This is a genomic window from Vibrio sp. 10N, from assembly GCF_036245475.1.
Taxonomy (GTDB): Bacteria; Pseudomonadota; Gammaproteobacteria; order Enterobacterales; family Vibrionaceae; genus Vibrio.
The window spans coordinates 1696523-1721456 of sequence record NZ_BTPM01000002.1 but is presented as its reverse complement, the minus strand read 5'-3'; the positions used below and the strand labels follow the sequence as shown (position 1 = coordinate 1721456).

14 protein-coding genes are annotated in these 24934 nt (G+C 46.8%); 4 read left to right on the top strand and 10 right to left on the bottom strand.

Annotated features, from left to right (window positions below; translation table 11 throughout):
* Positions 1–56 precede the first annotated feature (56 nt).
* From AAA946_RS23530 to AAA946_RS23500, 7 genes are all read right to left on the bottom strand, one after another.
* A complete protein-coding gene (locus AAA946_RS23530) occupies positions 57–12248 on the bottom strand; it encodes a tandem-95 repeat protein (RefSeq protein WP_338167160.1) in 12192 nt (4063 codons plus the stop codon).
* A 44-nt stretch (positions 12249–12292) separates the two neighbouring features.
* Positions 12293–12997 carry a phage tail protein gene (locus AAA946_RS23525; protein ID WP_338167159.1) on the bottom strand — a complete coding sequence of 235 codons (705 nt, stop codon included), beginning with the start codon at positions 12995–12997 and terminating at the stop codon, positions 12293–12295.
* A 14-nt stretch (positions 12998–13011) separates the two neighbouring features.
* A complete protein-coding gene (locus tag AAA946_RS23520) occupies positions 13012–13932 on the bottom strand; it encodes a methionyl-tRNA formyltransferase (protein ID WP_338167158.1) in 921 nt (306 codons plus the stop codon).
* A complete protein-coding gene (locus tag AAA946_RS23515; protein WP_338167157.1) occupies positions 13929–15206 on the bottom strand; it encodes a hypothetical protein in 1278 nt (425 codons plus the stop codon). The genes AAA946_RS23520 and AAA946_RS23515 overlap by 4 nt, the downstream gene beginning before the upstream one ends.
* A gap of 24 nt (positions 15207–15230) precedes the next feature.
* The gene (locus AAA946_RS23510) at positions 15231–15833 is read right to left on the bottom strand and encodes an aspartyl/asparaginyl beta-hydroxylase domain-containing protein (protein ID WP_338167156.1); all 603 of its coding nucleotides are present in this window, start codon (positions 15831–15833) and stop codon (positions 15231–15233) included.
* Positions 15834–16245: 412 nt separating this feature from the next.
* Positions 16246–16875, bottom strand: coding sequence for a 2OG-Fe(II) oxygenase (locus AAA946_RS23505; protein ID WP_338167155.1), 630 nt, complete (start codon positions 16873–16875; stop codon positions 16246–16248).
* A 97-nt stretch (positions 16876–16972) separates the two neighbouring features.
* Complete coding sequence (locus AAA946_RS23500) at positions 16973–18247, bottom strand: hypothetical protein (protein WP_338167154.1); 1275 nt, start codon at positions 18245–18247, stop codon at positions 16973–16975.
* Positions 18248–18449: 202 nt separating this feature from the next.
* Between AAA946_RS23500 and AAA946_RS23495 the strand changes: the two genes are divergently transcribed.
* Both AAA946_RS23495 and AAA946_RS23490 read left to right on the top strand, forming a co-directional pair.
* Positions 18450–18947, top strand: coding sequence for a hypothetical protein (locus tag AAA946_RS23495; protein WP_338167153.1), 498 nt, complete (start codon positions 18450–18452; stop codon positions 18945–18947).
* Positions 18948–19118: 171 nt separating this feature from the next.
* A complete protein-coding gene (locus AAA946_RS23490) occupies positions 19119–19421 on the top strand; it encodes a hypothetical protein (protein WP_338167152.1) in 303 nt (100 codons plus the stop codon).
* A gap of 68 nt (positions 19422–19489) precedes the next feature.
* On the opposite strand, the gene AAA946_RS23485 is transcribed toward AAA946_RS23490, so the two are convergent.
* Positions 19490–20092, bottom strand: coding sequence for a class I SAM-dependent DNA methyltransferase (locus tag AAA946_RS23485; protein ID WP_338167234.1), 603 nt, complete (start codon positions 20090–20092; stop codon positions 19490–19492).
* 167 nt (positions 20093–20259) lie between these two features.
* On the opposite strand from AAA946_RS23485, the gene AAA946_RS23480 reads away from it, so the two are divergent.
* Positions 20260–20955 carry a pirin family protein gene (locus AAA946_RS23480; protein WP_338167151.1) on the top strand — a complete coding sequence of 232 codons (696 nt, stop codon included), beginning with the start codon at positions 20260–20262 and terminating at the stop codon, positions 20953–20955.
* A 26-nt stretch (positions 20956–20981) separates the two neighbouring features.
* On the opposite strand, the gene AAA946_RS23475 is transcribed toward AAA946_RS23480, so the two are convergent.
* Entirely contained in the window at positions 20982–21161 is a 180-nt protein-coding gene (locus AAA946_RS23475) for a hypothetical protein (protein ID WP_338167150.1), read from the bottom strand.
* Positions 21162–21368: 207 nt separating this feature from the next.
* On the bottom strand, positions 21369–22352 hold the full coding sequence (locus AAA946_RS23470; protein WP_338167149.1) for an arginine deiminase-related protein: 984 nt from the start codon (positions 22350–22352) through the stop codon (positions 21369–21371).
* A gap of 577 nt (positions 22353–22929) precedes the next feature.
* Here AAA946_RS23470 and AAA946_RS23465 point away from each other — a divergent pair.
* The gene (locus AAA946_RS23465; RefSeq protein WP_338167148.1) at positions 22930–24783 is read left to right on the top strand and encodes an ABC transporter ATP-binding protein; all 1854 of its coding nucleotides are present in this window, start codon (positions 22930–22932) and stop codon (positions 24781–24783) included.
* Positions 24784–24934 lie beyond the last annotated feature (151 nt).

The following is a 24934-nucleotide window of genomic DNA, read 5'->3' as shown; positions in this document are numbered from 1 at the left end:
TAGTCGATAGCCGCACCAAGGTCATTATCTGGTGCGGCTTTATTTTGAGCGACTCGCTAGTTGTCTCCAAAGTGATATTCTAATGTCGCACTGTAGGTCATCACATCATTGAGCCTGATAAAATAGCGCGATATTTTTGCGCCCAACATGACGGATGGCGACAATTTGCCTTTGAAAGCAAAGGCGAGATAAGGGTCAACCCCATCTTCTGTTGACTCAATTTTCTGTCCTTGATAGAGACTCTCAAACTCGGTTCGCCAAGCCAGTGCTCCAGCGATACCATTGAGCGACACCTTATCGTTTTCCCACAAGGTGTAATCAACATCCAATCCGATACCGTGCCCAAGTGCAGGCGTCACTTTGGCAACGGTGCGGTGATAATCCTCTGGAGACTGACCCACGTCAGCTGCTAATTCGGCACTCCCTTTGCCAAGATTGATATAGTTAACTGACACCGCCCAATCCTGATTATATCGATATCCCACCCCAAGTAACCAAGCCGTATCACGATCTTCGACACTCAGCACCTGCGCATTGTTGTCATAGTTTCTATCATCCGCTCTCGCTTGACCGATGTCCGCCTTAAGAAACCAATCAGCGTTGACGTTAAATGCAGTTAACAGGGCTAACAAGGCGGTACTTGCACGTACTTGCCCAGCACGAATTGTACCGAATACTGCCAATATCATCACAAGCCATCCTCCCAAAGAGCCACCACTCGAGCTGTTTCTCACCACATCGTTACTAGCCAGATTCACGTTCACCGAAACATTTGAGAATGCGGTTCCGCCATTGCCGTCGGAAATGCCATAGCTTAACGTATCGACACCAAAGAAGTCTGTAGGCGCTTGATAGACGAGTTGGTTATTCTCAATCGATACAGTACCAAGTTGACTGCTGGCGCTCGTAACCTGTAACGCATCACCATCACCATCACTGTCGTTCGCCAGTACGTTGATCGTCACTGTGCCGCCTTTAACCACGTTCACTTCATCCGACTCTGCTTGCGGAAGTGTATTCGACGAGGTCGTCGCCACGCCACCTGGGTCAACAATTCTGCCATTGGCTTCGCCATCGTCATCATAGACACCGCCATCTTTAATGGTTAATTGCACACACCAGTGGCCTTCGATCAACTGACCTTGCTGCCATGACGCGTCACCAGGAGGTGGACAGTAACCTTCAAATCCAGGTGCTGATGAGACGTAGTTGTCTGGGTCAGTTCCATCGTTTGTTAACGTTATCCAACCGCTGGTTTCACTGTATTTGCGATAGACTGCATTACGAGGAATCGGTCTACTTTGCGGTAACACTAAAGAATAGCTCTGCCCAGGGATAGGAAGCCCAATCGCAACATAGTCAAAAAGACCACCAACATTTGTTGCATCATCATCTAAAGGCAACTCCTGCTCTAGCAACAGCGCCCCTCCCGTCATTGCATTGGCAACCGTCACCCCCTTACGCAAGCAAACACCAGGCTCACCTTCTACCAGATAGCTGCTCGACTCCGACGCATAAGACTGAATGACGTTACATTCGGTTATCGCATCTTGGAAATCTGGAATACCGTCACCATCACTGTCACTATAACCCTCTTGGTTGTCTGGAATGAGATCACCATCGGTATCCTCTTCCCCGAGCGTGGCAAGTTCAGCCACGACTTCTAAGAACACGCTGGTGTTCACCGTTTCATTGCCTGAATCCGTCACTTCAATAGCAAGCTCATACACGCCATCAACGAGAGCGCTTGGATCAAACTCAAATACTGACTCTGCCTGGCTAATATTGGCTAGCGCTGAATTATCATTGATCCAACGATACTGATGGCTATCGCCCGGATTAACATCGTCAACTACGGCAGTGATCGTCACCGTACCTTGTTGCGGAGAAATAACCGTTCTAGGTTCATTATTTTGAATAACTTGTAGCGTCACATCAGGTGCAACATTCACCTCATAAACGGTCAGAATATATTGATACTTACTGCCAAGGTTGACGGAATCAGCCAATGTAATGAGCAATGTTTCTTCGCTATCAGCAACATCATCGTTGAAGATCTCAAAATCAATCACACCTTCAAGCCCGGAAGTAATCACCACTTCCCCCGAAACAAGATCGTGATCTTGCGTATCCATCGTGCCACCCACCGTGTATGGGATGACCACTGGATAGCCACTGGGCTCACCGTTGAGATAAACCGCGACTTGATGTTCAGTACCTTCAACGGTCTTACCATTCTTCTCTATTGAGATTAATGGGTTAACCGTAATAGTCTGAAGTGATTTACCTGTATTACCGCTTTGATCCGTTGCAGCCCACGAGACTTTGTGAACACCAGGCGTGAAGAATCCGTCGCTGTTTTCTATTACGACAGGAAGTGGCAGTCCTGAACTATCAAGCGCTGTTGCTACCCCAAGGTCGACTTTAGTAAATAGCGCCGTTGCATTAATCTCAACATCATCGGGCGGTGTGACGGTTGGACCTTCATTCGCAACAATTTCTAGCACAGCCTCACCAATAACTTCAGCACCGTTACCATCTATGACACCATACTTTATGGTGACCACTCCAACATCAGTAGTCTGAAGCTCAATATTGTCACCGTTAACGGTTAAGGTTCCCGTGTCTGCATTCGCCCAAGCGAGCGTTAATGTGTCATCATCAGGATCTACATCATTAGCCAGCGGAGCAAAATTATAAATGCCTTCTGGTGTCGCTGAGAATGTTAGGGTCTCACCAGCAACAACAGGGGCATCATTCACACTGATAACCTGGACGTTAATAGTTCTATCTACCGTATAACCGCTGTCATCGGTCAAAGTGATCGTAAAGCTGTCACTGCCGTTGTAGTTGCCGGTTGGCGTGTAGACGATGTCAGTGCCATTGATGACTATCTGACCATGACTTGGCGCGGATTTCTCCGTCGCCGTGACCGTATCGCCATCCACATCGCTAAAGTTGAAGCTCAGCGTTTGGTTGTTGTCTTCGTCCGTGGTCAGAGTCGACGCTATCGTGATGCTCGGCTCATCATTGACGCTAGAGACGGTGACGTTAATGGTTTTGTCTACCGTGTAGCCGTTACCATCAGTCAGTGTAATGGTGAAACTGTCACTGCCGTTGTAGTTCGCGGTTGGCGTATAGACGATGTCCGTGCCACTGATGGCTATCTCACCATGACTCGGCGCGGATTTCTCCGTCGCCGTGACCGTATCGCCATCCACATCGCTAAAGTTGAAGCTCAGCGTTTGGTTGTTGTCTTCGTCCGTGGTCAGAGTCGACGCTATCGTGATGCTCGGCTCATCATTGACGCTAGAGACGGTGACGTTAATGGTTTTGTCTACTGTGTAGCCGTTACCATCAGTCAGTGTAATGGTGAAACTGTCACTGCCGTTGTAGTTCGCGGTTGGCGTATAGACGATGTCCGTGCCATTAATGGCTATCTCACCATGACTCGGCGCAGATTTCTCCGTTGCCGTGACCGTATCGCCATCCACATCGCTAAAGTTGAAACTCAACGTTTGGTTGTTGTCTTCGTCTGTGGTTAAGGTTGAGGCGATCGTAATGCTAGGCTCATCATTGACGCTAGAGACGGTGACGTTAATGGTTTTGTCTACTGTGTAGCCGTTACCATCGGTCAGAGTTATGGTGAAGCTGTCACTGCCGTTGTAGTTCGCGGTTGGTGTGTAGACGATGTCCGTGCCACTGATGGCTATCTCACCATGACTCGGCGCCGATTTCTCGGTTGCCGTCACCGTATCGCCATCCACATCGCTAAAGTTGAAACTCAACGTTTGGTTGTTGTCTTCGTCTGTGGTCAAGGTCGAGGCAATGGTGATGCTCGGCTCATCATTGACGCTAGAGACGGTGACGTTAATGGTTTTGTCTACCGTATAGCCACTGCCATCGGTCAGAGTAATGGTGAAGCTGTCACTGCCGTTGTAGTTCGCGGTTGGTGTGTAGACGATGTCCGTGCCACTGATGGCTATCTCCCCATGACTCGGCGCCGATTTCTCCGTTGCCGTCACCGTATCGCCATCCACATCGCTAAAGTTGAAACTCAACGTTTGGTTGTTGTCTTCGTCCGTGGTCAAGGTCGAGGCAATGGTAATGCTCGGCTCGTCATTGACGCTAGAGACGGTAACATTAATGGTTTTGTCTACCGTGTAGCCGCTGCCATCGGTCAGAGTAATAGTGAAACTGTCACTGCCGTTGTAGTTCGCGGTTGGTGTGTAGACGATGTCCGTGCCGCTGACGGCTATCTCCCCATGACTCGGCGCCGATTTCTCTGTCGCTGTCACCGTATCGCCATCCACATCGCTAAAGTTGAAGCTCAATGTTTGGTTGTTGTCTTCATCCGTCGTCAAGGTCGAGGCAATGGTAATGCTCGGCTCATCATTGACGCTGGAGACGGTGACGTTAATGGTTTTGTCTACCGTGTAGCCGCTGCCATCGGTCAGAGTAATGGTGAAGCTGTCACTGCCGTTGTAGTTCGCGGTTGGTGTGTAGACGATGTCCGTGCCACTGATGGCTATCTCCCCATGACTCGGCGCCGATTTCTCCGTTGCCGTCACCGTATCGCCATCCACATCGCTAAAGTTGAAACTCAACGTTTGGTTGTTGTCTTCGTCCGTGGTCAAGGTCGAGGCAATGGTAATGCTCGGCTCGTCATTGACGCTAGAGACGGTAACATTAATGGTTTTGTCTACCGTGTAGCCGCTGCCATCGGTCAGAGTAATAGTGAAACTGTCACTGCCGTTGTAGTTCGCGGTTGGTGTGTAGACGATGTCCGTGCCGCTGACGGCTATCTCCCCATGACTCGGCGCCGATTTCTCTGTCGCTGTCACCGTATCGCCATCCACATCGCTAAAGTTGAAGCTCAATGTTTGGTTGTTGTCTTCATCCGTCGTCAAGGTCGAGGCAATGGTAATGCTCGGCTCATCATTGACGCTGGAGACGGTGACGTTAATGGTTTTGTCTACCGTGTAGCCGCTGCCATCGGTCAGAGTAATGGTGAAGCTGTCACTGCCGTTGTAGTTCGCGGTTGGTGTGTAGACGATGTCCGTGCCACTGATGGCTATCTCCCCATGACTCGGCGCCGATTTCTCAGTCGCCGTCACCGTATCGCCATCCACATCGCTAAAGTTGAAACTCAACGTTTGGTTGTTGTCTTCGTCTGTGTTCAAGGTAGAGGCGATCGTAATGCTAGGCTCATCATTGACGCTAGAGACGGTAACGTTGATGGTTTTATCGACGCTATAACCGTTACCATCGGTCAGAGTAATGGTGAAGCTGTCACTGCCATTGTAGTTAGCGGTTGGTGTGTAGACGATATCCGTGCCACTGATGGCTATCTCCCCATGACTCGGCGCCGATTTCTCAGTCGCCGTGACCGTATCGCCATCCACATCGCTAAAGTTGAAACTCAACGTTTGGTTGTTGTCTTCATCCGTGGTCAAGGTCGAGGCGATCGTGATGCTCGGCTCATCATTGACACTAGAGACGGTGACGTTAATGGTTTTGTCTACTGTGTAGCCGCTGCCATCGGTCAGAGTAATAGTGAAACTGTCACTGCCGTTGTAGTTCGCGGTTGGTGTGTAGACGATGTCAGTGCCATTAATGGCTATCTCCCCATGACTCGGGGCAGATTTCTCAGTTGCCGTCACCGTATCGCCATCCACATCGCTAAAGTTGAAGCTTAACGTTTGGTTGTTGTCTTCGTCTGTGGTCAAGGTCGAGGCTATCGTGATGCTCGGCTCATCATTGACGCTAGAGACGGTGACGTTAATGGTTTTGTCTACTGTGTAGCCGTTACCATCGGTCAGAGTTATGGTGAAGCTGTCACTGCCGTTGTAGTTCGCGGTTGGCGTATAGACGATGTCCGTGCCACTGATGGCTATTTCACCATGACTTGGCGCCGATTTCTCCGTCGCCGTGACCGTATCGCCATCCACATCGCTAAAGTTGAAGCTCAGCGTTTGGTTGTTGTCTTCGTCTGTGGTTAAGGTTGAGGCGATCGTAATGCTAGGCTCATCATTGACGCTAGAGACGGTGACGTTAATGGTTTTGTCTACCGTGTAGCCGTTACCATCAGTCAGTGTAATGGTGAAACTGTCACTGCCGTTGTAGTTCGCGGTTGGCGTATAGACGATGTCCGTGCCACTGATGGCTATCTCACCATGACTCGGCGCAGATTTCTCCGTTGCCGTGACCGTATCGCCATCCACATCGCTAAAGTTGAAACTCAACGTTTGGTTGTTGTCTTCGTCCGTGGTCAGAGTCGACGCTATCGTGATGCTCGGCTCATCATTGACGCTAGAGACGGTGACGTTAATGGTTTTGTCTACCGTGTAGCCGTTACCATCAGTCAGTGTAATGGTGAAACTGTCACTGCCGTTGTAGTTCGCGGTTGGCGTATAGACGATGTCCGTGCCATTAATGGCTATCTCACCATGACTCGGCGCAGATTTCTCCGTTGCCGTGACCGTATCGCCATCCACATCGCTAAAGTTGAAACTCAACGTTTGGTTGTTGTCTTCGTCTGTGGTTAAGGTTGAGGCGATCGTAATGCTAGGCTCATCATTGACGCTAGAGACGGTGACGTTGATGGTTTTGTCTACTGTGTAGCCGTTACCATCGGTCAAAGTAATGGTGAAGCTGTCACTGCCGTTGTAGTTGGCGGTTGGCGTGTAGACGATGTCCGTGCCGCTGATGGCTATCTCACCATGACTTGGAGCAGACTTCTCCGTTGCCGTGACCGTATCGCCATCCACATCGCTAAAGTTGAAGCTCAATGTTTGGTTGTTGTCTTCATCCGTCGTCAAGGTCGAGGCAATCGTAATGCTCGGCTCATCATTGACGCTGGAGACGGTGACGTTGATGGTTTTGTCTACTGTGTAGCCGTTACCATCGGTCAAAGTAATGGTGAAGCTGTCACTGCCGTTGTAGTTCGCGGTTGGCGTGTAGACAATGTCAGTACCATTAATGGCTATCTCACCATGACTCGGCGCGGATTTCTCCGTCGCTGTCACCGTATCGCCATCCACATCGCTAAAGTTGAAACTCAACGTTTGGTTGTTGTCTTCGTCTGTGGTCAAGGTCGAGGCTATCGTGATGCTCGGCTCATCATTGACGCTAGAGACGGTGACGTTAATGGTTTTGTCTACTGTGTAGCCGTTACCATCGGTCAGAGTTATGGTGAAGCTGTCACTGCCGTTGTAGTTCGCGGTTGGCGTATAGACGATGTCCGTGCCACTGATGGCTATTTCACCATGACTTGGCGCCGATTTCTCCGTTGCCGTGACCGTATCGCCATCCACATCGCTAAAGTTGAAACTCAACGTTTGGTTGTTGTCTTCATCCGTGGTCAGAGTCGACGCAATCGTAATGCTCGGATCATCATTGACGCTAGAAACGGTGACATTGATGGTTTTGTCTACCGTGTAGCCGTTGCCATCGGTCAGAGTAATGGTGAAGCTGTCACTGCCGTTGTAGTTCGCGGTTGGCGTGTAGACGATGTCAGTACCACTAATGGCTATCTCACCATGACTTGGCGCGGCTTTCTCCGTCGCCGTGACCGTATCGCCATCCACATCGCTAAAGTTGAAGCTCAATGTTTGGTTATTGTCTTCGTCAGTCGACAACTGATTGCCAATGGTAATGGATGGGTCATCATTAACACCTACTATTGGCAACGTAGACGTTAGGCTTAAAGACGAATTGCTATTTAGATTGTCTCCATCACTGCCTCCACTATCCACCAGCTCTGTGATCGATATGGTACGGGTGCCTGTGACGATGTTTTCAGCCGTATTCCTATAGGTGATCCCATCGATAAGGGTTTGGTAATTGGACGTTGTATCTTGCTTGGACACACTTACAGCAAATACGCCGCTAGAGACCAAAGAAACTTGATAAACGAAACTGTTTGTAGAAGTGGTGCCACTTACTCTATCAGCTAAACTCACCTCGCTTCCATCAATGACCAAATACTCACTTCCACTATTAGCAACACCAGTGACCTGCCAAGTGATAGATTCTATTAACTGAGAAGCTTCTACTGTATCGATTGCAGCGGAAGAGAAAACGCTCACTGCCGAACCATTTTCCGTAAATGTTTGATTAAGAGCAGAAGCGCTTAACGTCGGCGCATCATCGACAGCGCTCACCGATACCGTAGAAGCAATAGCGAGGGTATCGTTGAGGTTGTCATTGTCTCCACTATTTGAGCCACTATCTGTCACTTCAGTTAAGGTCACAACCCGATTGCCCTCAGTAGGATCTTGGCCTTTGTGAATGTAGCCAATGTAATTGAGTAATTGCTGCGCTAACTGAGCAGTTCCGGTGACGTTAGATAACACCACCGTTGCCACATTGCCTGACACCGATACCGAATAATCAATAAGGTTTGTGGGAGTCGTCCCGGATGTACCTTGAACTAACGTAATTTCTGTTGCATCGACGACCAAAGCCTCTTCGCTGCCATCTTGTACGCCACTGATTGTGAAAGTCGCACCGGTAATAGTCTGCGAACTCTCCACGGTGTTAACCGAAGCAGAAGAATACACATAGCTCGTGGCAGCTCCCTCGGTATAGGTTGGGCTCAACCCATTTGCGCTAACGATCGGCTCATCATCCACTCCAGTAACCGAGATCGTGGAAGATATAGTGGTATTAGCAACCGTATTGACCGAACCAGTTTCACTAATGCTCGTTATGGTGACAACACGGTTGCTTGCCGTTGTTGGGTCATCACTGCCATTGCTATAGCTTATCGCATCGATAACTGACTGCATCTGAGTTTCGGTTAATGTACCGCCAGTGAGTGTAATCGTCGCAGTTGTGCTCGCAACAGACACTGAATAGTTAAAGCTTGATGTACTGCCGGACTGCCCAGTCGTCAAAATGATGGATGATCCATCGATATTGAGCGTTTCATTGGCCGCATCCGCCACATTGGTGACGGTAATCACTAAACCCGCTAACGTTTGGCTCGCCTCGACAGTGCTGACTGCAGCACTAGAGAAAAGTGTGACTGCCGAACTTCCCTCAACGAAGGTTGGTGAGCTGCCCGTAGCGGCTAATGTCGGTATATCGTTAACACCCGTGATTGAAGCAGTAACTTGAATGCTGCTGCTATTTTCAACGCCATCATTGAACACAAAGCTAAGCTCGACCGAGCCACTTGGGTCATCACTAGAGTTTTGATAAGTAATGGCCTGCAAAACCGAGTTGACCACAGCCGTAGTCGCATTGCTGTTGAATGTCAGTGTCAAAGTTCCCGCACTATTTGTGGTTACGGTACCGACAACAACGTTGTTATAAGTAAGATCGCCAGATTCAATCAAATTACTTAATAATCCACTGTTACCAAACACATCGTTATTATCTGCACCGCCTGAGCGGGAAATCGTCAGGCTCGCGCCACTGTAATTACCTTGACCGCTATTAAGCGCATCTAACTCCACATCAGAAACCGTGACATTGCTATCGATAACAACAGCACTCCCACCCTCAGAAAAGACTGGCGATGAGTCCAGCCCATTAACGACTGCGGGTGAGTTTTGGGAAATGACCACACTTGCGGTTTTTGACGAGCCAATAACCGCTGAGCCAGATGAAACAGAGCTAATAGTGAGTTCAACACTTTCGTTATTATCGTCGATGGCATCAGGCTGAGCGGTTAGCGTAAAGGAAGCCGAAGATGCCCCACCACCAATGGTTAAATTGCTTCCAGAAAGCCCATTCAATAAATAGTCATCCGTTTCAATACCAGTGCCGGCTTTGCCTAATGCGACCGTGATGGCTTCTGTTGCAACAAATGGGTTTCCCTTGCCATCAACAAGGGATAGCGTGAACGTAACTTGACCGCCATTCTCTTTTACACTGGATTCTCCAACGGTCAATGTTAACTCAGGGCGAGTCGTGAAGTTGTACGTGGTGTTATCACTGATACCGGCAAAGGAGTTGCCTGCCAGATCTTCCAGAGTAGAAGATCCGATTTGAATCGCATACTGAGTACCCGCAAGTAAACTACTTGCTGGATTAAGCGTTGCTTGCGCACTCGATAGGGTGAGTTCACCGCCAAGGTTTCCGGAACCCGAAGTTGCATTGTCCTCCGAGTAGGTTTCGTAGGTAGCCGAGTTGGTGACGTCCATTAGCGACAAGGTTCCGCCATCTTTAAGACGCACCGCTTCGCTAAATTCTAAAACGAAATCATCACTAGCAGTAACACCGGCACTATTATCAGCAGGGGCGGAACTCGAGCCACTAAAAGTTGGCGCGGTTTTATCAAGGAGCAACGTCAGTGAGCTATCCGTTGCTTGGTTTCCAGCAGCATCGGTTGCCGTTATGGTCACCGCTATTGATGTACCCTCTAGCATATTACCATTAAGATCCAGCGCCGACGTGGTGACGCTATAGGTATTACTGCCGATATTGCTCATTGCCACCGATGAGCCAAAGTCACTGTCTAATACTGAGATATTGGCATTAACCGTGAGTCCTGACTCTCCTAATCCCGCCGTTATCGTAATAGTCTCCCCCGCTTTGTAGGAGTTGTCGCCACTATTATCGTCTACCGATGAAAAGGTTGGTGCGGTGTTATCAACCGTATAGGTTTCGACACTGCCTGTTGGCGTCACGCTTGAGAGACCATTGCCACCAGCATCGGTCAAATTATTGTTGGAAGAGGAAATAGCAAGGGAAACCACACTGTTCGCCGAAGCCAAACCTCCTCCAGAGACCGTCACATCCACGCTGGAACCAGAGCTTGCCGATGGTGAAATAGTGACTCCCGTAGCGCCCGTAACTGCAAAGTCGCTTCCATCAATACTGGATAGGCTTTCTGAAAAGGTGACTGTCCAAACTAGAGAGTCAGAATTGGTATATTCCGCGATGGGTGACTTACGTACTATCGATGTTACCGTGGGTACGATGGTATCTGTTGTATGTGTAGCACCGCTAGTAAAGGCGGCCGGATTGGTATTGCTCTCATCAACAATAGTATTGTCGGCATCGAGATCCAATCTCACCGCACCCGAGACACCAGAAACACTAACCGTCACCGTTACTGAAGTTCCTGAGGAAGCAGACACAGACGCAACACTAACACCAGCGTTGGCCGCTCCATCGAGTTTGGCAGTGAAGTCTGTCGTCGCAATATTGCTGACCTCATCACCAAACGTGACCAAATAGTCGATGGAAGTGGCGTTGGCTGCAGGTGAGCCCGATACAGTAATTTCACTGACATTGGGAGAGGAATCTGTGGTGGTAAGATCGAGTTTAGAGGCCGACACCTGAACATTAGGGGTAGACTCATCGTCTTCAGCAACCACGTACACATCATAGTCCGTACCATCACTTAACACAGAAATAACCGAACTATTTGATAGGCTATCTCCAATGGCAAAGCTACCAGATGCTATGGCATCTGCGCCACTGGCATCTTTTCCGGTTTTAACTTGACCTGCACTCGGGGCAGAGGAAGAATTAGCCACCACGACAAAATAGGCTGTACCTTTTTCATCAAGCGAAACCGATAGCGTTGCACCCGTCGTGGTCACTGTGTTAAGAGTTGGAGAACTATTTTGGAAAACAGGCGGGGTTTGGTCGAGCTCAACTGCCGCAGGGGAAGTGACCAACCTTTCGATAATAGCCGCTCTATACTGAGCTTGACTAAAAACCCCTCCCTCGCCATCTGATTCAACATTCCAACTTACGATAAACGAGTCTATGCTACTCCAAGCTGACGAGTCTCCCAAATCATTGACATTTATAGAAAAAGATTCGTTCTGACTACTATAATCCTCACTTATACTAAAGCTTAAATTAGTGAGTGCTGTTGCAACACCATTCTCATATCCAGTTACGATAAAACTGTTGTCAGGCGTAACACCTTCTTCGTCACGCATCACTCTGCTTAAAACTAATTCATCAAGTTGAAAAAAAGTACTTCCGCTTACTTTAAATCCCTGTGTTTTGACCCAGCCCCAATTACCAAGGCCAGTAGTGTTGGGATCAATTGGCGCTAGGCCATCTGAATCCACATATACATCAGCTCCAGCATATGGCATCCCCTCCGATGCCCACCCATAATCGATAGTGTAATCAACTCCGCCCGCATTGAACGAAAACGCAGGTAGCCTTCCGATGTCTCCTTGATCAGTAAAATCAATATCAGCGGGCGCCGACCATGCTACTTGCATAACCAACATAAAGGCCAATATTAACGCGGTTTGCAAACGTGCCATGTCGTCACTTCCTTGTTTTAACTATTAATGCGCCAATAAATCTATTAGTTTCGGGATGGGAAAATCCCGTCTATGGCTATTAACCAGTTCACGCTTAAGCTCGGGTTGAGAATCGAGAATTCTTGTGATGCACCAGTAAGTTCAGTCGAAGCGCTACTACTGAAAGTGACAGGAGCATTGACCTGTGCCGTCCCTGACAAACTCCCTGAAGCGGTGGCAGATACTGATAAGCCTTCTATATCCGTATATGATGTGCCTTTTGATGGTTCTTGAAAGCTTTTATCCGTTGTTGCTGAAATGTAGCTTGTCGTAGTAGGAGTTTGGAGATTACCAAGCGAGGAAGAAACTTGTAGGGTGCCACTTACATCAACACCAACATTCACGCCTACTGGCTGATTACTGAAATCTATTCCCACAGCAGCGCTACCAGCCAGCTTTGACCCGTTAATGGTGTGATCATGGGTAGGTAAATTTGCTAGAGCTAGGCGGGTATATTCAAAACCTTCTTTTTGACCAAGCGCTCTGCTATGTAGGCCTCGGCCATCACCATATCCAACCGGGCTGCGTCCACGTAAGTCGGGCAGTCCAAATGTGACTCGTCCATCGCCGTCGTATATAGTGCCCATAATAGCGAACAGAGCTTGATTCTGACTAATTGGCATAATTTGCCCCCGACACTGCGCCCAATCTTTCATAGCAAAGTTACCTCCAAAAGGCATCATTGCCCCTAAATATGGTTCTGTCGCCATGACTTACTCCTTAATCAATTGTTTCGATTTGTCAGACGCGCACCTGCGCCCAATCTACTTATTAGGGCATAGCGATAACCACTGGTCACGCCATGCTCACTGTATACAACAGACAATCGAGCCACTCCCTTTATGGTTTGCACCAAAAGTCCTCTATCGGCACTTATGGAAATGATGGTTCCTGGATTAACCCCCAGCACTCCCTCACCTTCAATAGTGGCCTCATATATATGCAGCTCATTCTTATCTAGCCAAGTTAGCGCACCACCAGCACGAGCCAAGTTGGCAATATCAGTCGCACTAAATGTGCGCCAGTCGATGACCCTGTCCTCTATACTGATTTGCCGTGTTGGCACGAGCACTTCACCATGTTGCTGCTGCCAGATAAGAGTGTCTTGCTGCTTAGCTAGACAAAATTGATCCAGCAAAATAGGAGCAGCTTGTGAAACTTTGCTACTCAGTGTTTGCAAGGTATCAAAAGGATGTATTGGTATCGGGTGCTCAGCTGCCACATCACCTCTATCAATTTTCGAGGTGAGCTTATGCAAGCTAAACGTTAGATCGGATTGTCCATTACGCAGGTGCCAAAAAATTGGATTGGCGCCACGATAATCAGGCAGGGCACCGGGATGAAGATTAACGATGTCATTTGCAAAATAGCGAATGGTGTTCGTTGGGATTTTAGGTGCCCAAAAGAAAACAACGCCCGCATTTGCCTCTGCGCTATCGAGTTCAACGAGTAGCCGATCCTTTTGGCTAGGTGAATACACAAAATAAGCGATTCCCAATTGGTTTAGGAACGAAGCAAGCTGCTGAACATCCGAAGGCAATTTTTCATTTAGCACCACACATGCGAGCATGTTGCGTTGGTGCAAATGATTAATAAGTGGCAGAGCCAACAAACTTTCTGTAAACACCGCAAATCTTGCCGTCATTGGATAGACTCTTGTTTAACCATAGTGAACCCAGGCAAGCCTGAGAGCTGATAGAAGAACTGCACGCAATCACCACCAGAAACAACAAAATGTTCCGGCATTGCCGCACTAGGCTGTGCATCTAGATAGAAGTTCATATCTGGCTTAGGATGGGTAATTCCAGAATCATAATCGGATAGAGTTTCGCAGGCATGAACATGCACACTGGTATATAGGGTGAGTAATCGTTCACTCATGTCAGCGATTCCTTTCGGCATCAATACTTCACTGCCCGGAACAACTTCAATACCAGAGGGCAATGTAATAGTTTCTGCCGCCAAAAGGGTCGACTGATTGATAGTCAGGACGACACCAAGATCTATTCGATCGTCAAGCGCTTCATCGCTTCGGTTGGATGAGTGTGTAAAATCAGCGCGTTTCCATTGTTGGTTAAACTCCGTTTCTGGATTCACCATCATCGCACTGACAGAGACCTGATTCGGGATAAGAGTTCCACCAAGGTTGAGAAACTGAACCAGATGCCTTGCAATACTCCAATGTCCCTCCTTGGTAAATCCATGTTGCATCGCTTCAATAATCAACAGGTCAAATTCACCATTCGGTTGATATTTAGTCGCATCCTCCTCAACGATATCTTCAATATACTCGGTGATTTGAAGATCCATGACTAACTGCTGCAGCGAAAGAATTGCCCCTGGTTGAACGTCGACTAACGTTATTTTTATTGATTTGTCCGAAAACTGATTGCCGCTTTTGTAGTGAGAGATAAGCGGCAACAGAAGCGGTGCAAAGGGACCACAAGCAGGGTATAAGATACGGATGTGTTCATCTTTCTCTAACAAGCGAGTAATGGCACTATCAATGCCGCGCACAAAACGAGCAATTCTGTAAACGTCTTTAATGGTCGTCGAGCAATTAAGCGGAGACATAACAAAACCCGTAGGACTTAAGAACTCCTGTGTCATCATCTGCTCGTTGATCTTGGCGTGATTCATAGACGCTATGGCATGCTGATACATGCTCTCAAAAAGTTGTGTCACTGTTTCATGTACCAGCTGCTCAGTCGATAGCACCATTGCAACAGCCTCTGAAAAAGCTTCACGAAGAGCAATCGTGCGCTCACTGTCCGTCAATGTTTTCGCGGTAAGTGTCTTAAGCTGTTCTCGAATCGAATGTTGCAACAAGGCTTGTGCGGTTGAGTCTAAAACCAATTTAGACTCTGATGCGTTCAGCGTGTTATATGAACGTTTGCGTTTATCTTGTTGCAATGGCATATCCCTGCTTACCGTTTCCATATCCTAACGTGCAACCTCTTCTTTCCATTTGACGACTTCCGATAATTCAATTTGGCGTTTTAGCCATTTATTCGCTTTACAATCGATCACTAAGTTAACTCTTGCGAGAGAACCTTGGTTCTCTACACTGTGGGTCATGTCGGCATTGATGTACCAAAGCTGCCCCACTTCCATCGGCACTTGGTACCCAGCAACCCAAAAAGCGACGCTGTCGGATCCACTAACTGGCAGATGCAATCTAGCCAGCCCCATCTCATGACAGAGCCCAATATCACGATGTGGAGAAATCATTGATTTAGGGTGTAAACGCATCAACCGCACTGATTGAATTGATGTGTTCAACCAATTCAGCAAATCGCGTAATCTTGGCATTTTCTCGACCACATCTAAGTTGCACCACTCCTCTTCATCCTCTATGGCAAAGCACTGAAGGATAGGATGGGAATCGACATGTTGAATAGGAACTCGAAGAGGAATCACATCCCACTGCCCCTTGTATGCGTGACGATTCACGTGTTCACACCACATGTCCTCAAACAAATCTCGACATTCCACAATCAAAGCTTGAGTATCAAGTGGCACCGAAAATTTCGCACACAGTTCCATCTGAGAAACCATTCCTAAACCAAACGCATAACATTGCACCAAACTGACTAAACCATTGGCAAATGCAACTATTTGCTATTAAACCTTATGTATTATTTTTATAGGCGTTATTAAAAAAGTTGCAAACAACTCGTAGGTTTTTTGGCTAGGTATTAAGAGCTAAAAAGTGAGCAAAATCGGCGATTAACATTCCATAACTATTGTGAGGTTATAGACGTCAAAGCATGAGTAGCCTTAAGTGAGGGGAAGGAGCGTCTGTTCGCTTAGCAATCAAGAGAAGGAAAAATAGCAATCAGAATAGCAGGCTGTAAAATGGCAAATTTTGCGAACAATATCACATTGAAGGTTGATATCTGGTTGTCTCCAAGTGCCCAGCGTCACCGGGCTGAAATGTAGCGTGAAAATATACATCCTACCGCCCTATAAAAGCGATAATGACAAAACGACCATCACTAAACTCGTCGCTTTCACTAACGACTTCAGTCACCCCATGAAACGTCTCCGAACGAAATGCAAGCAGTGTATTATCACACGGTGAGATCGTAGCTTTAGCGAAGGTGTCGTCTAGCATATGAGAGCTCTCATCATCCGAAAACAACTGTAACTGCCCGCCTTCGAACGGTTTTGGATGTTTGTGAAGATAATAGAGTAGTGAAAGTTGGTATCGCCCTTCACACGTATCATTATGAGGCAGTCCATAATGCCCATTTCTACCATTCGCGATCGAAAACTTAATGTTAGGTACCGTAAAAGGGATCAGTTCCAGTTCCGAAAATAGAGCTGGTAACAGTCTTGTTATTGTCTGCTTGAGCTCGTTGAGTGCTTTGATAAGAGCCGAGTCACTCGGCACTTCAGACAACGGTGAATCTAACTCTAAATATACACAACTCTGCTGTTGAAGATTTTGTTCGCCAGGGGATGAAAATGCGCGTTCCAGATGCAAGATGGACTCGAATAAGAGCGTTTTTTGCGAACCCGTTAGTAAATTATTAATCATAACCAAAGGCTGACGTTCTAAACCAGGATAGCGAAAGGTCGTCATTTCTATTTTGTCTATTGTGCTACTGTTATTGTTCCGCATTGGTTAAACGCTTACTTGTTCGTTAAAAAGAGTATTGCTTAGGGAGAGGTACGGTTTATCACCCATAAATGTCATTTGACTCTTTGGCATACAGGAGCCACGTCTCAAACTCATAAAAAGACGGCTGATAGTCACAAACATAGCTCAGCGCTTGGTGATAACTAACATCAAAATTCTCTAGTAGCGCGATATCCGACAGTATCTCGCGCTCAACAAACGCTTCTCCATGACGGCGGTCACGTATCAATCTCGCTCTATGCCAAAAGCGCTTAATACCCGGTACAGCTATCACCCCGAGTTCTGTTTTTTCTGGTAAAACAGACGACATAGACTCAACTGGAAACGTAAACTCAAATTTTGGCAATGCCGTCATTCTGTAACAAAATTTTATACTCTCCCCAGGTTCAAGTTTTAAGCCCGCGTAGTCGATCGATAAATTCAGACTGCACTGACCGAACGTTAACCAGTGTGCTCGGTAAATCTGTATGTCGGTGCGAAAAGAGAGATGTTGGTAGTCAATAGTTGAGAATGAGCGCGGCAAGACAATCTCGCCAGTGAAACCATCCTGATGCCCATTGGCCAGACTCCTCACCAGCTCTCTATTCAACTCGAAAAACTGGCCTAACGGGATATCAGGCAAATTGGCGCTTTCAAATGGTACTAAGACAGCAGAAAGGGGCACTTTTTCGGGTATCAATACTCCATCATCCGCTAAAAACTGTTGTAAATGGGCAAAAATCGCCACCTGCGGCTCCCGTCCAAGTAATGCCGTCATGGTTTCTGATATTACAATATCAAACTGTAATGGACTCTTTGGTGACCACGTTGTCGCATCTGCACACTCAATTGAGGTTATCTGATGACCAATTCCAAGGTGTTCAACAATACGTTGAATCGACTCCGTGTTGTCTTTGTGAATATCAATCAAGCTTACTCGAATAGGTGCAGTTGGCATCAATGCCAGTAGTGGCAACAGCAAACAGCCATATGGACCCGTGCCCGCGTAGACAACATTCACAGTGTGTTTCTGAGACAATTTATCAAGCAAGCATTGGTAAATACCTTTGATAAACATTTGTGTGCGCAGAGTTTCTTCTAAACATTTTGCCGCTTGTATTGGATTAATTGCGATGCCACTATCTAGCTCAACATTATCCCAGTCATTGATGTTTTCATCTGTTGAAATCCCCCCCACCTTGGCATATAAATGGGAGAGTTCACGTGTAACCGCATAGTCGCGTCCAATATTGCAATCTCTATTAAGTAGCAACTTGGTGTTGGCAATGATGCCTGCCTTAGGTGTTAATTGGCCTATCGATTGTGGTGTTGTCACGCACTGTCCCATCCATACTAGATTGAATTGAGTACATATAGTTGCACATGGGGATTTTGCCAGATAATGCGCCGACCCTGTGAACCTGTTCTCGATTTTCCTTTGTTCACAACTCCAAAACTAACAATTCTCGGTAGAGGTCATACAATCAACGAGTTATCTACGTTTTTCCAAGCAACCATATATGAGGCATCACAACCACATGACTCAATCTCAGAACATTAATGATTCACTAGATAAAATAGTTGATTTCTTCAATGAGATAGGGATTTCTTGGTCATTCGGTAATATCAACTCAAACACGTTCCTTCCAGGTATCGAAGTCAAACACGGCACACTTATTATCGATAGACAGAAACTTAAGCAACCAGGGGATTTACTCCATGAAGCAGGCCACATCGCCGTGACAGCTCGCTCAAAACGTTTAAAATTCTGTGGAGATGCAAAATCTATTGGGCACCAAGGTGGAGAAGAAATGGCCGCGATTGCGTGGTCTTGGGCAGCATTAAACTACATTGGCTTATCGCCCGAAGTTGTATTCCATCAGCAAGGCTATAAAGGAGCTTCAGAATCACTCATTGATGCCTTTGAGAACCAAGGGGGATTTGGTCACCCGCTGCTTTGTTATTGGTTGATGTGCGAGCCTCAAGGCTGCCCGAGCGGTTACCCCAGAATGAATCACTGGCTACGTGAAAATTAGTATCTAACCTCACCAAAGAGCTGTCTACTAACACCCACCTACCTCTACCATTTAAAGTCAGAACGATAGTCGGACCAAACACTCCCGATTGGCAACTGAGAACCACAGCCAACGCTATCCAAATAGACTCTAGCGACCAGAGTGCCCCAATAAGTGCCAATGGAACTGGAAATGTGTAAAGCCGGGCTTGGGATCACTCGCCTACCCCGTTTTTATCTAGGCAACGAACTAGAAACAGGCGAACTCATCGAGCTTTTCGTTGATTACCCAAAACACCAACTGGGTGCTTATATGGTTACCCAAGTCGAAAGTACATATCAGCAAAGGTGCGAGCGTTTAAAGAACTGGTCGAAAAAACGCTCTCACGCAATGGGTCGCGGTGCATATAAGCTTGGCTTAATCAACGCGCCTACCGTTTCTGTGTCACGCCAAAGTTCGCTTTTAATGCTCGAGTTAAGTGAGATTGATGGTTGAAACCAAATTCTTGCGATTAAAAAGCACCTAACTTGATACCTTTTTGCATTTTATAGCTTTCAAGAATATTAGAGACCTTTCTCCACAATCAAATACGTATGTAACTCTGGATGCTGATCAAACTCTAAATGACGAATGATACAGCCAAGCTCCATAAACAATTTTAAGAACTCATTTGTCCCCAAAGAAGAGTAGTAAACCTCAGGTCCCATAAAATCGTCGGTATGCTCCCCAGGCTCGTTAGTACCACCGAATGAAAAAATAAACACGCCACCAGCATTGAGGCTTTCGACGATTTTGGTCAACACTGGCACTTGTTGCTCTAAAGGGATATGCCAGATGCTATCCCAAGCGGTAATAAAATCGTACGTGGTCGGCAGCTTACCTTCACAAACGTCTTGATGATAAAAAGTCACATCCGGGTGTCGCTCTTTGGCAAGCGCTATCATCTTGGTCGAGATATCTAGACCTTCTAGTTCGAAGCCATTACTTTTAAGTAGTTCGATAAATCTTCCGGTACAGCCGCAGCCAATATCTAGCGCACGGCCTTTGCCATTTGCAAACTCAAGCGCTCGCTTATGAGCCGCGATACCATTCTCTCGATTAAAGTCGTCGCTTTGCCACATATGGGTGATCGTATCGTAAGCTTGACCTATCTGACGGGGTTTGATCATGACTGACTATCCTACTCAAAAATATATTTCACAATGCCGTTCTTCAAAATTGTTGACCGACCTATTCAAATGACTCCCGTTCATTGTTCATCCTTCAGGGCCTAAACTGAATCTCAGCAATTCATAGATTAAAACGCAAAAAGTCAGGAACAAGGAGATTCAAAATGATCACTGTCAGACATTCACAACACCGAGGCCAAGCGAATTTTGGCTGGTTAGATAGCAAGCACAGCTTTTCATTTGGGAGCTACTATGACCCTGAGTATATGGGTTTCTCTGCTCTGCGTGTGATTAACGATGATATTGTGCAGCCTGGCGCAGGTTTCGACACCCATGGCCATCGTGATATGGAAATCATCAGTTATGTCCTTGAGGGAACGATTGAACACAAAGACAGTGAAGGAAACGTGCAAACTCTACCGGCAGGAGAGTTCCAGTTGATGTCAGCAGGAAGCGGTATCTATCATAGTGAATACAACGGCCCAAACTCCGAGCCATTACGCTTTTTGCAAATATGGATACAGCCGAATGAGTTTGGTACAAAGCCGGGTTATCAGCAGAAAGATTTCGGACAAGGCAGTGGATTAACTACTATTGCTACTCCAGATGGCCGTGATGGCACGTTGCAGATAAAACAAGACATGACACTGAGCCAACTCATCTTAAAGCCCAATACAGACTTAGTGTACGCCATCGAACCAAATAGAAACATCTACGTTCATCAGGTAGCGGGAGAGTTGAACATCAACACCACTAAACTCACTCCTGGAGATGGTGCCAGTATCGACTCGCAATCCGAACTAAGATTTGAAAACCATGGCGAGCAAAACGTTATCGCATTAGTGTTTGACCTACCATAATCGGCAAAGCCAGAGCAGCCCCTCAGTCACTCTGTCGCTGACCGTAACGCTCTGGTTAACTTATCAAACCCCGCTTCCATTTCTCGTATCATGATGCGAATATTTTCGAACATATCAAAGCCGATAATGTCTTCAAGCACTTTAGGGTGAAAAGTTGCGACTAAAATAATAAGCACGATTGATAAGTAGGAAAGTAGCTTACTCAATTGATATCCTTAAGTTTTATATGGGCATCGTGCCCTTTCGCTAACATAAATAGCAGTCTAAAAGCTAAGGAGAAAAAGTCCAATTTTTCTGAGTTACAACTCAATAAGAAAGAAAAACACTCGACTCGTATCGCTTTGGTTATCTGGCCAGAACATTGGAAGGATTAGGTAGCAAGCAACCCAATTGGACGGGCTGCTTGCTTTTGATTAAAGCTCAGTCGTTCGTGCTGGTAAAAAGACTTCTCCCAGCATACATCTCACGCTGCCACCGCCAATGTTTTCTATGGTAGAAACATCAAACGGCAGTAATTTCCCATGGGTTGCAAGTTGTTGCTTTTGTGCGGGTGTAAAGGCATCAAATGCCGACTTCGACATCGCAATGACTTTATCGCCATTCACCGTCTCCAGCTGTAAAATGTTGCCACAAAAATGATTCACCTGCTCCAAGCTGATATCAATCACTTGCTTGCTGTTCGCTAGCGATTTAATCACGAAGCGACGTTCATACTCAGGGATCACTTCCGAGCAAATAACCGCAAAGTGTTCCCCAATCGCCATCATGACGTTGGTATGGTAGATAGGGTGACCCGATGGCAAAGCTGTCTGAAATGAGACCACGCGGTGGTAACCAATACGCTTGGCATAGTCTTCCAACGCTTCGCGTTCACACCGCTGCGACAGCGCCGCATAGATGGTTTTATTGACGTGATCTTTTACCATCACACCGGTACTTTCTAAAAATGCCCCTTGCTCTACGTAGCTCAGAAGATTATCGGTAGCAACCACGTGTCGCCCTGCAGCATTCAGGCTATTAATCAAAGCGTGTGGGCGCACTTCGCGCTGGCGGTTTTTACATGCCATCGGAAAGGTGTAAAACGCTCCATCATGGGTGGTACTAAACCAGTTATTGGGGAATACGGCGTCTGGCGTTTCTTCTCCATCAAGGGGGTAGTCAAATTCGATAACCTGCACACCTGACTTACGCAAGCCAGCAACCATGGCCTTAAATTCCGCCATCGCTTTGGTTTTCACTGCACTGGCGTCAAGAGCAACTTGGTGCTGAAATTCATTATCGGCCGCTGTCTCTGCATTAAAACCGAACTCTTTTGGCGGCACCATCACCACACAATTGGCATTTTGAATCGAACGGCCGACACGAGCAGAAATCGTCGTCTCGACAGATGCAGTCATTCCATGATTCATAAACATCCCACTTCACTAGTTATCGCTTTAAAGTCGTCGCTGTTAGCAACGTATTGTTGTTTTGCTTGTTGTCTTACTTAGATTCTTAAATTGTAAATAGTGTGTTAAATATTAATTTACTGAATGCAAGATTTAATCACAGACTAAACCGGAACATTGACTGATTGATGACATTAATTCAGGAATATTTCCTGCACAAAAACCACGCAACAATGAAAAAACTGCACCATTTTGTGGATTATTATTCCGACAGTTCAATAAAATCACGGGCTTATCTATGGCAGCAGTTGTGAGCGTTGGTTAAAAGCTATACACTTACTGAATCTGATTCATCAGATCTCTTTCACGTGTTCTATCCCGCGAAACGGAACATTCGCCATGTAAAATCAAAATCATAACTCTGACTCGCAAGTATCTTCCGCGCAGTTGCAAATCAGCTCGACAACCGTTACTTGTGAACATCTACTCTTATCTTTGGATAGGAGGATTTTTTGACTCTTTGAAACACGACCAAATATGCAGTCAATGGATTACAAAGAGTCTTTCCAACGTTGTTAGGTGAACCATGTATAAACGCTTTGAAAAATTTACAGAAGCTTTTCCAAAGCAAGATCCGGAGAAGCCGCCAGAGGGCATACTCGCTTTCTGTCGCTACTACACTCGCGGCTTTGAGAAGCCGATCATTTTAATGTCACTATTTTCGACCGTCATCGCTATCGCAGAGGTGATGCTGTTCGGATTTATGGGACAAATCGTCGACTGGCTAACCGCCAGCGATCCCCAAACCTTTTTATCGGAAAACGGTCATACCCTGTTTTGGGTCGGTTTTTGTGTTCTGGTGGTGTTGCCAACGATATTGTTGATAGCATCGCTACTCGTGCACCAAACACTGCTCGGCAACTACCCAATGGCTATCCGTTGGCAGGCACACCGCTATTTGCTCAAGCAGAGTCTCTCTTTTTATCAAGATGATTTTGCTGGGCGTATCGCGACCAAGGTGATGCAAACCTCTCTTGCGGTGCGCGAAACTGTGATGAAAACCGCAGATGTATTCGTGTATGTCTCTGTTTACTTCACCTCCATTTTGGTGATGCTAGCGGCAGCAGACTGGCGCTTGATGATGCCAATGCTGGTTTGGCTTGTTGCCTACGTCTGTATACAGATTTACTTCGTGCCAAAACTAAAGAAAGTCGCAACTGAGCAAGCAGATGCACGCTCTATGATGACCGGACGTATTGTGGATAGCTACACCAATATCTCTACAGTAAAGCTTTTCTCCCATACCGATCGTGAAACCGAGTATGCGGAAAAAGGCATGAAAGGGTTCTTGGATACGGTGTATCGTCAAATGCGCTTGGTAACAGGTTTTGATGTCGCGGTTGAATTTACCAACTATGTGTTGCTGTTTACCGTCACTTCTATCTCTATTTACTTATGGATGGATGGGGCGATCACGGTCGGTGCTATCGCGATTGCCATTGGCCTTGCGCTACGTATCAACGGTATGTCGATGTGGATCATGTGGGAAGTCGGCGCCCTGTTTGAAAACATGGGTACCGTAGTTGATGGTATGAAAACCCTGTCTAAGCCTATTGATATCAAAGATGAAAAAGACGCCAAGCCAATCGTCGTCGATAAAGGCGGCATCGACTTTGATGATGTGAGCTTCCACTATGGTGAAAACAAAGGGGTAATCAGTAACTTGAACCTCAACATCAAACCAGGCGAGAAAGTCGGCTTAGTGGGACGTTCAGGAGCAGGTAAATCAACACTGGTGAATCTATTGCTACGTTTTCACGATGTTGAGGGCGGCAACATTCGTATTGATGGTCAATCCATCTCGAAAGTCACTCAAGACTCACTGCGCAGCAAAATCGGAATGGTGACACAGGATACCTCTCTGCTGCATCGCTCGATTCGTGACAACATCCTCTATGGTAAACCCGATGCCACTGAAGAAGAGCTACTTGCTGCAACCAAGCAGGCTCATGCTCATGAGTTTATCGAAACCTTGACCGACCCGTTCGGTAATGAGGGCTACGATGCACAAGTTGGTGAGCGTGGTGTCAAGCTCTCTGGTGGACAACGACAGCGTATTGCCATCTCACGAGTGCTGTTGAAAAACGCCCCGATTCTGATCCTTGATGAAGCGACATCAGCGCTGGATTCAGAAGTAGAGGCAGCGATTCAAGAGAGCTTAAATGAGCTGATGGAAGGTAAAACCGTTATTGCGATCGCGCACCGACTATCAACCATTGCCGCCATGGATCGCCTGATTGTTCTCGACAAAGGCGAAGTCATCGAGCAAGGCAGCCACAAAGAGTTGGTTGCTCACGGCGGAGTCTATGCTCAACTCTGGGCACACCAAACTGGCGGCTTTATTGGCGCCGAAGATACCGATAAAGACAGCGTAGCCTAAAGTACAAAGCGGAGCAGAAATGCTCCGCTTTTTTGTTTCATTTCAGTCACATATTGATCTCACTCGCAACAATGTGACCCTGTGTACAATTTTACACACCCATCCGAATTTACAAGATTTTCCGCATCTAGATCAGTATTTCGGACTGCAT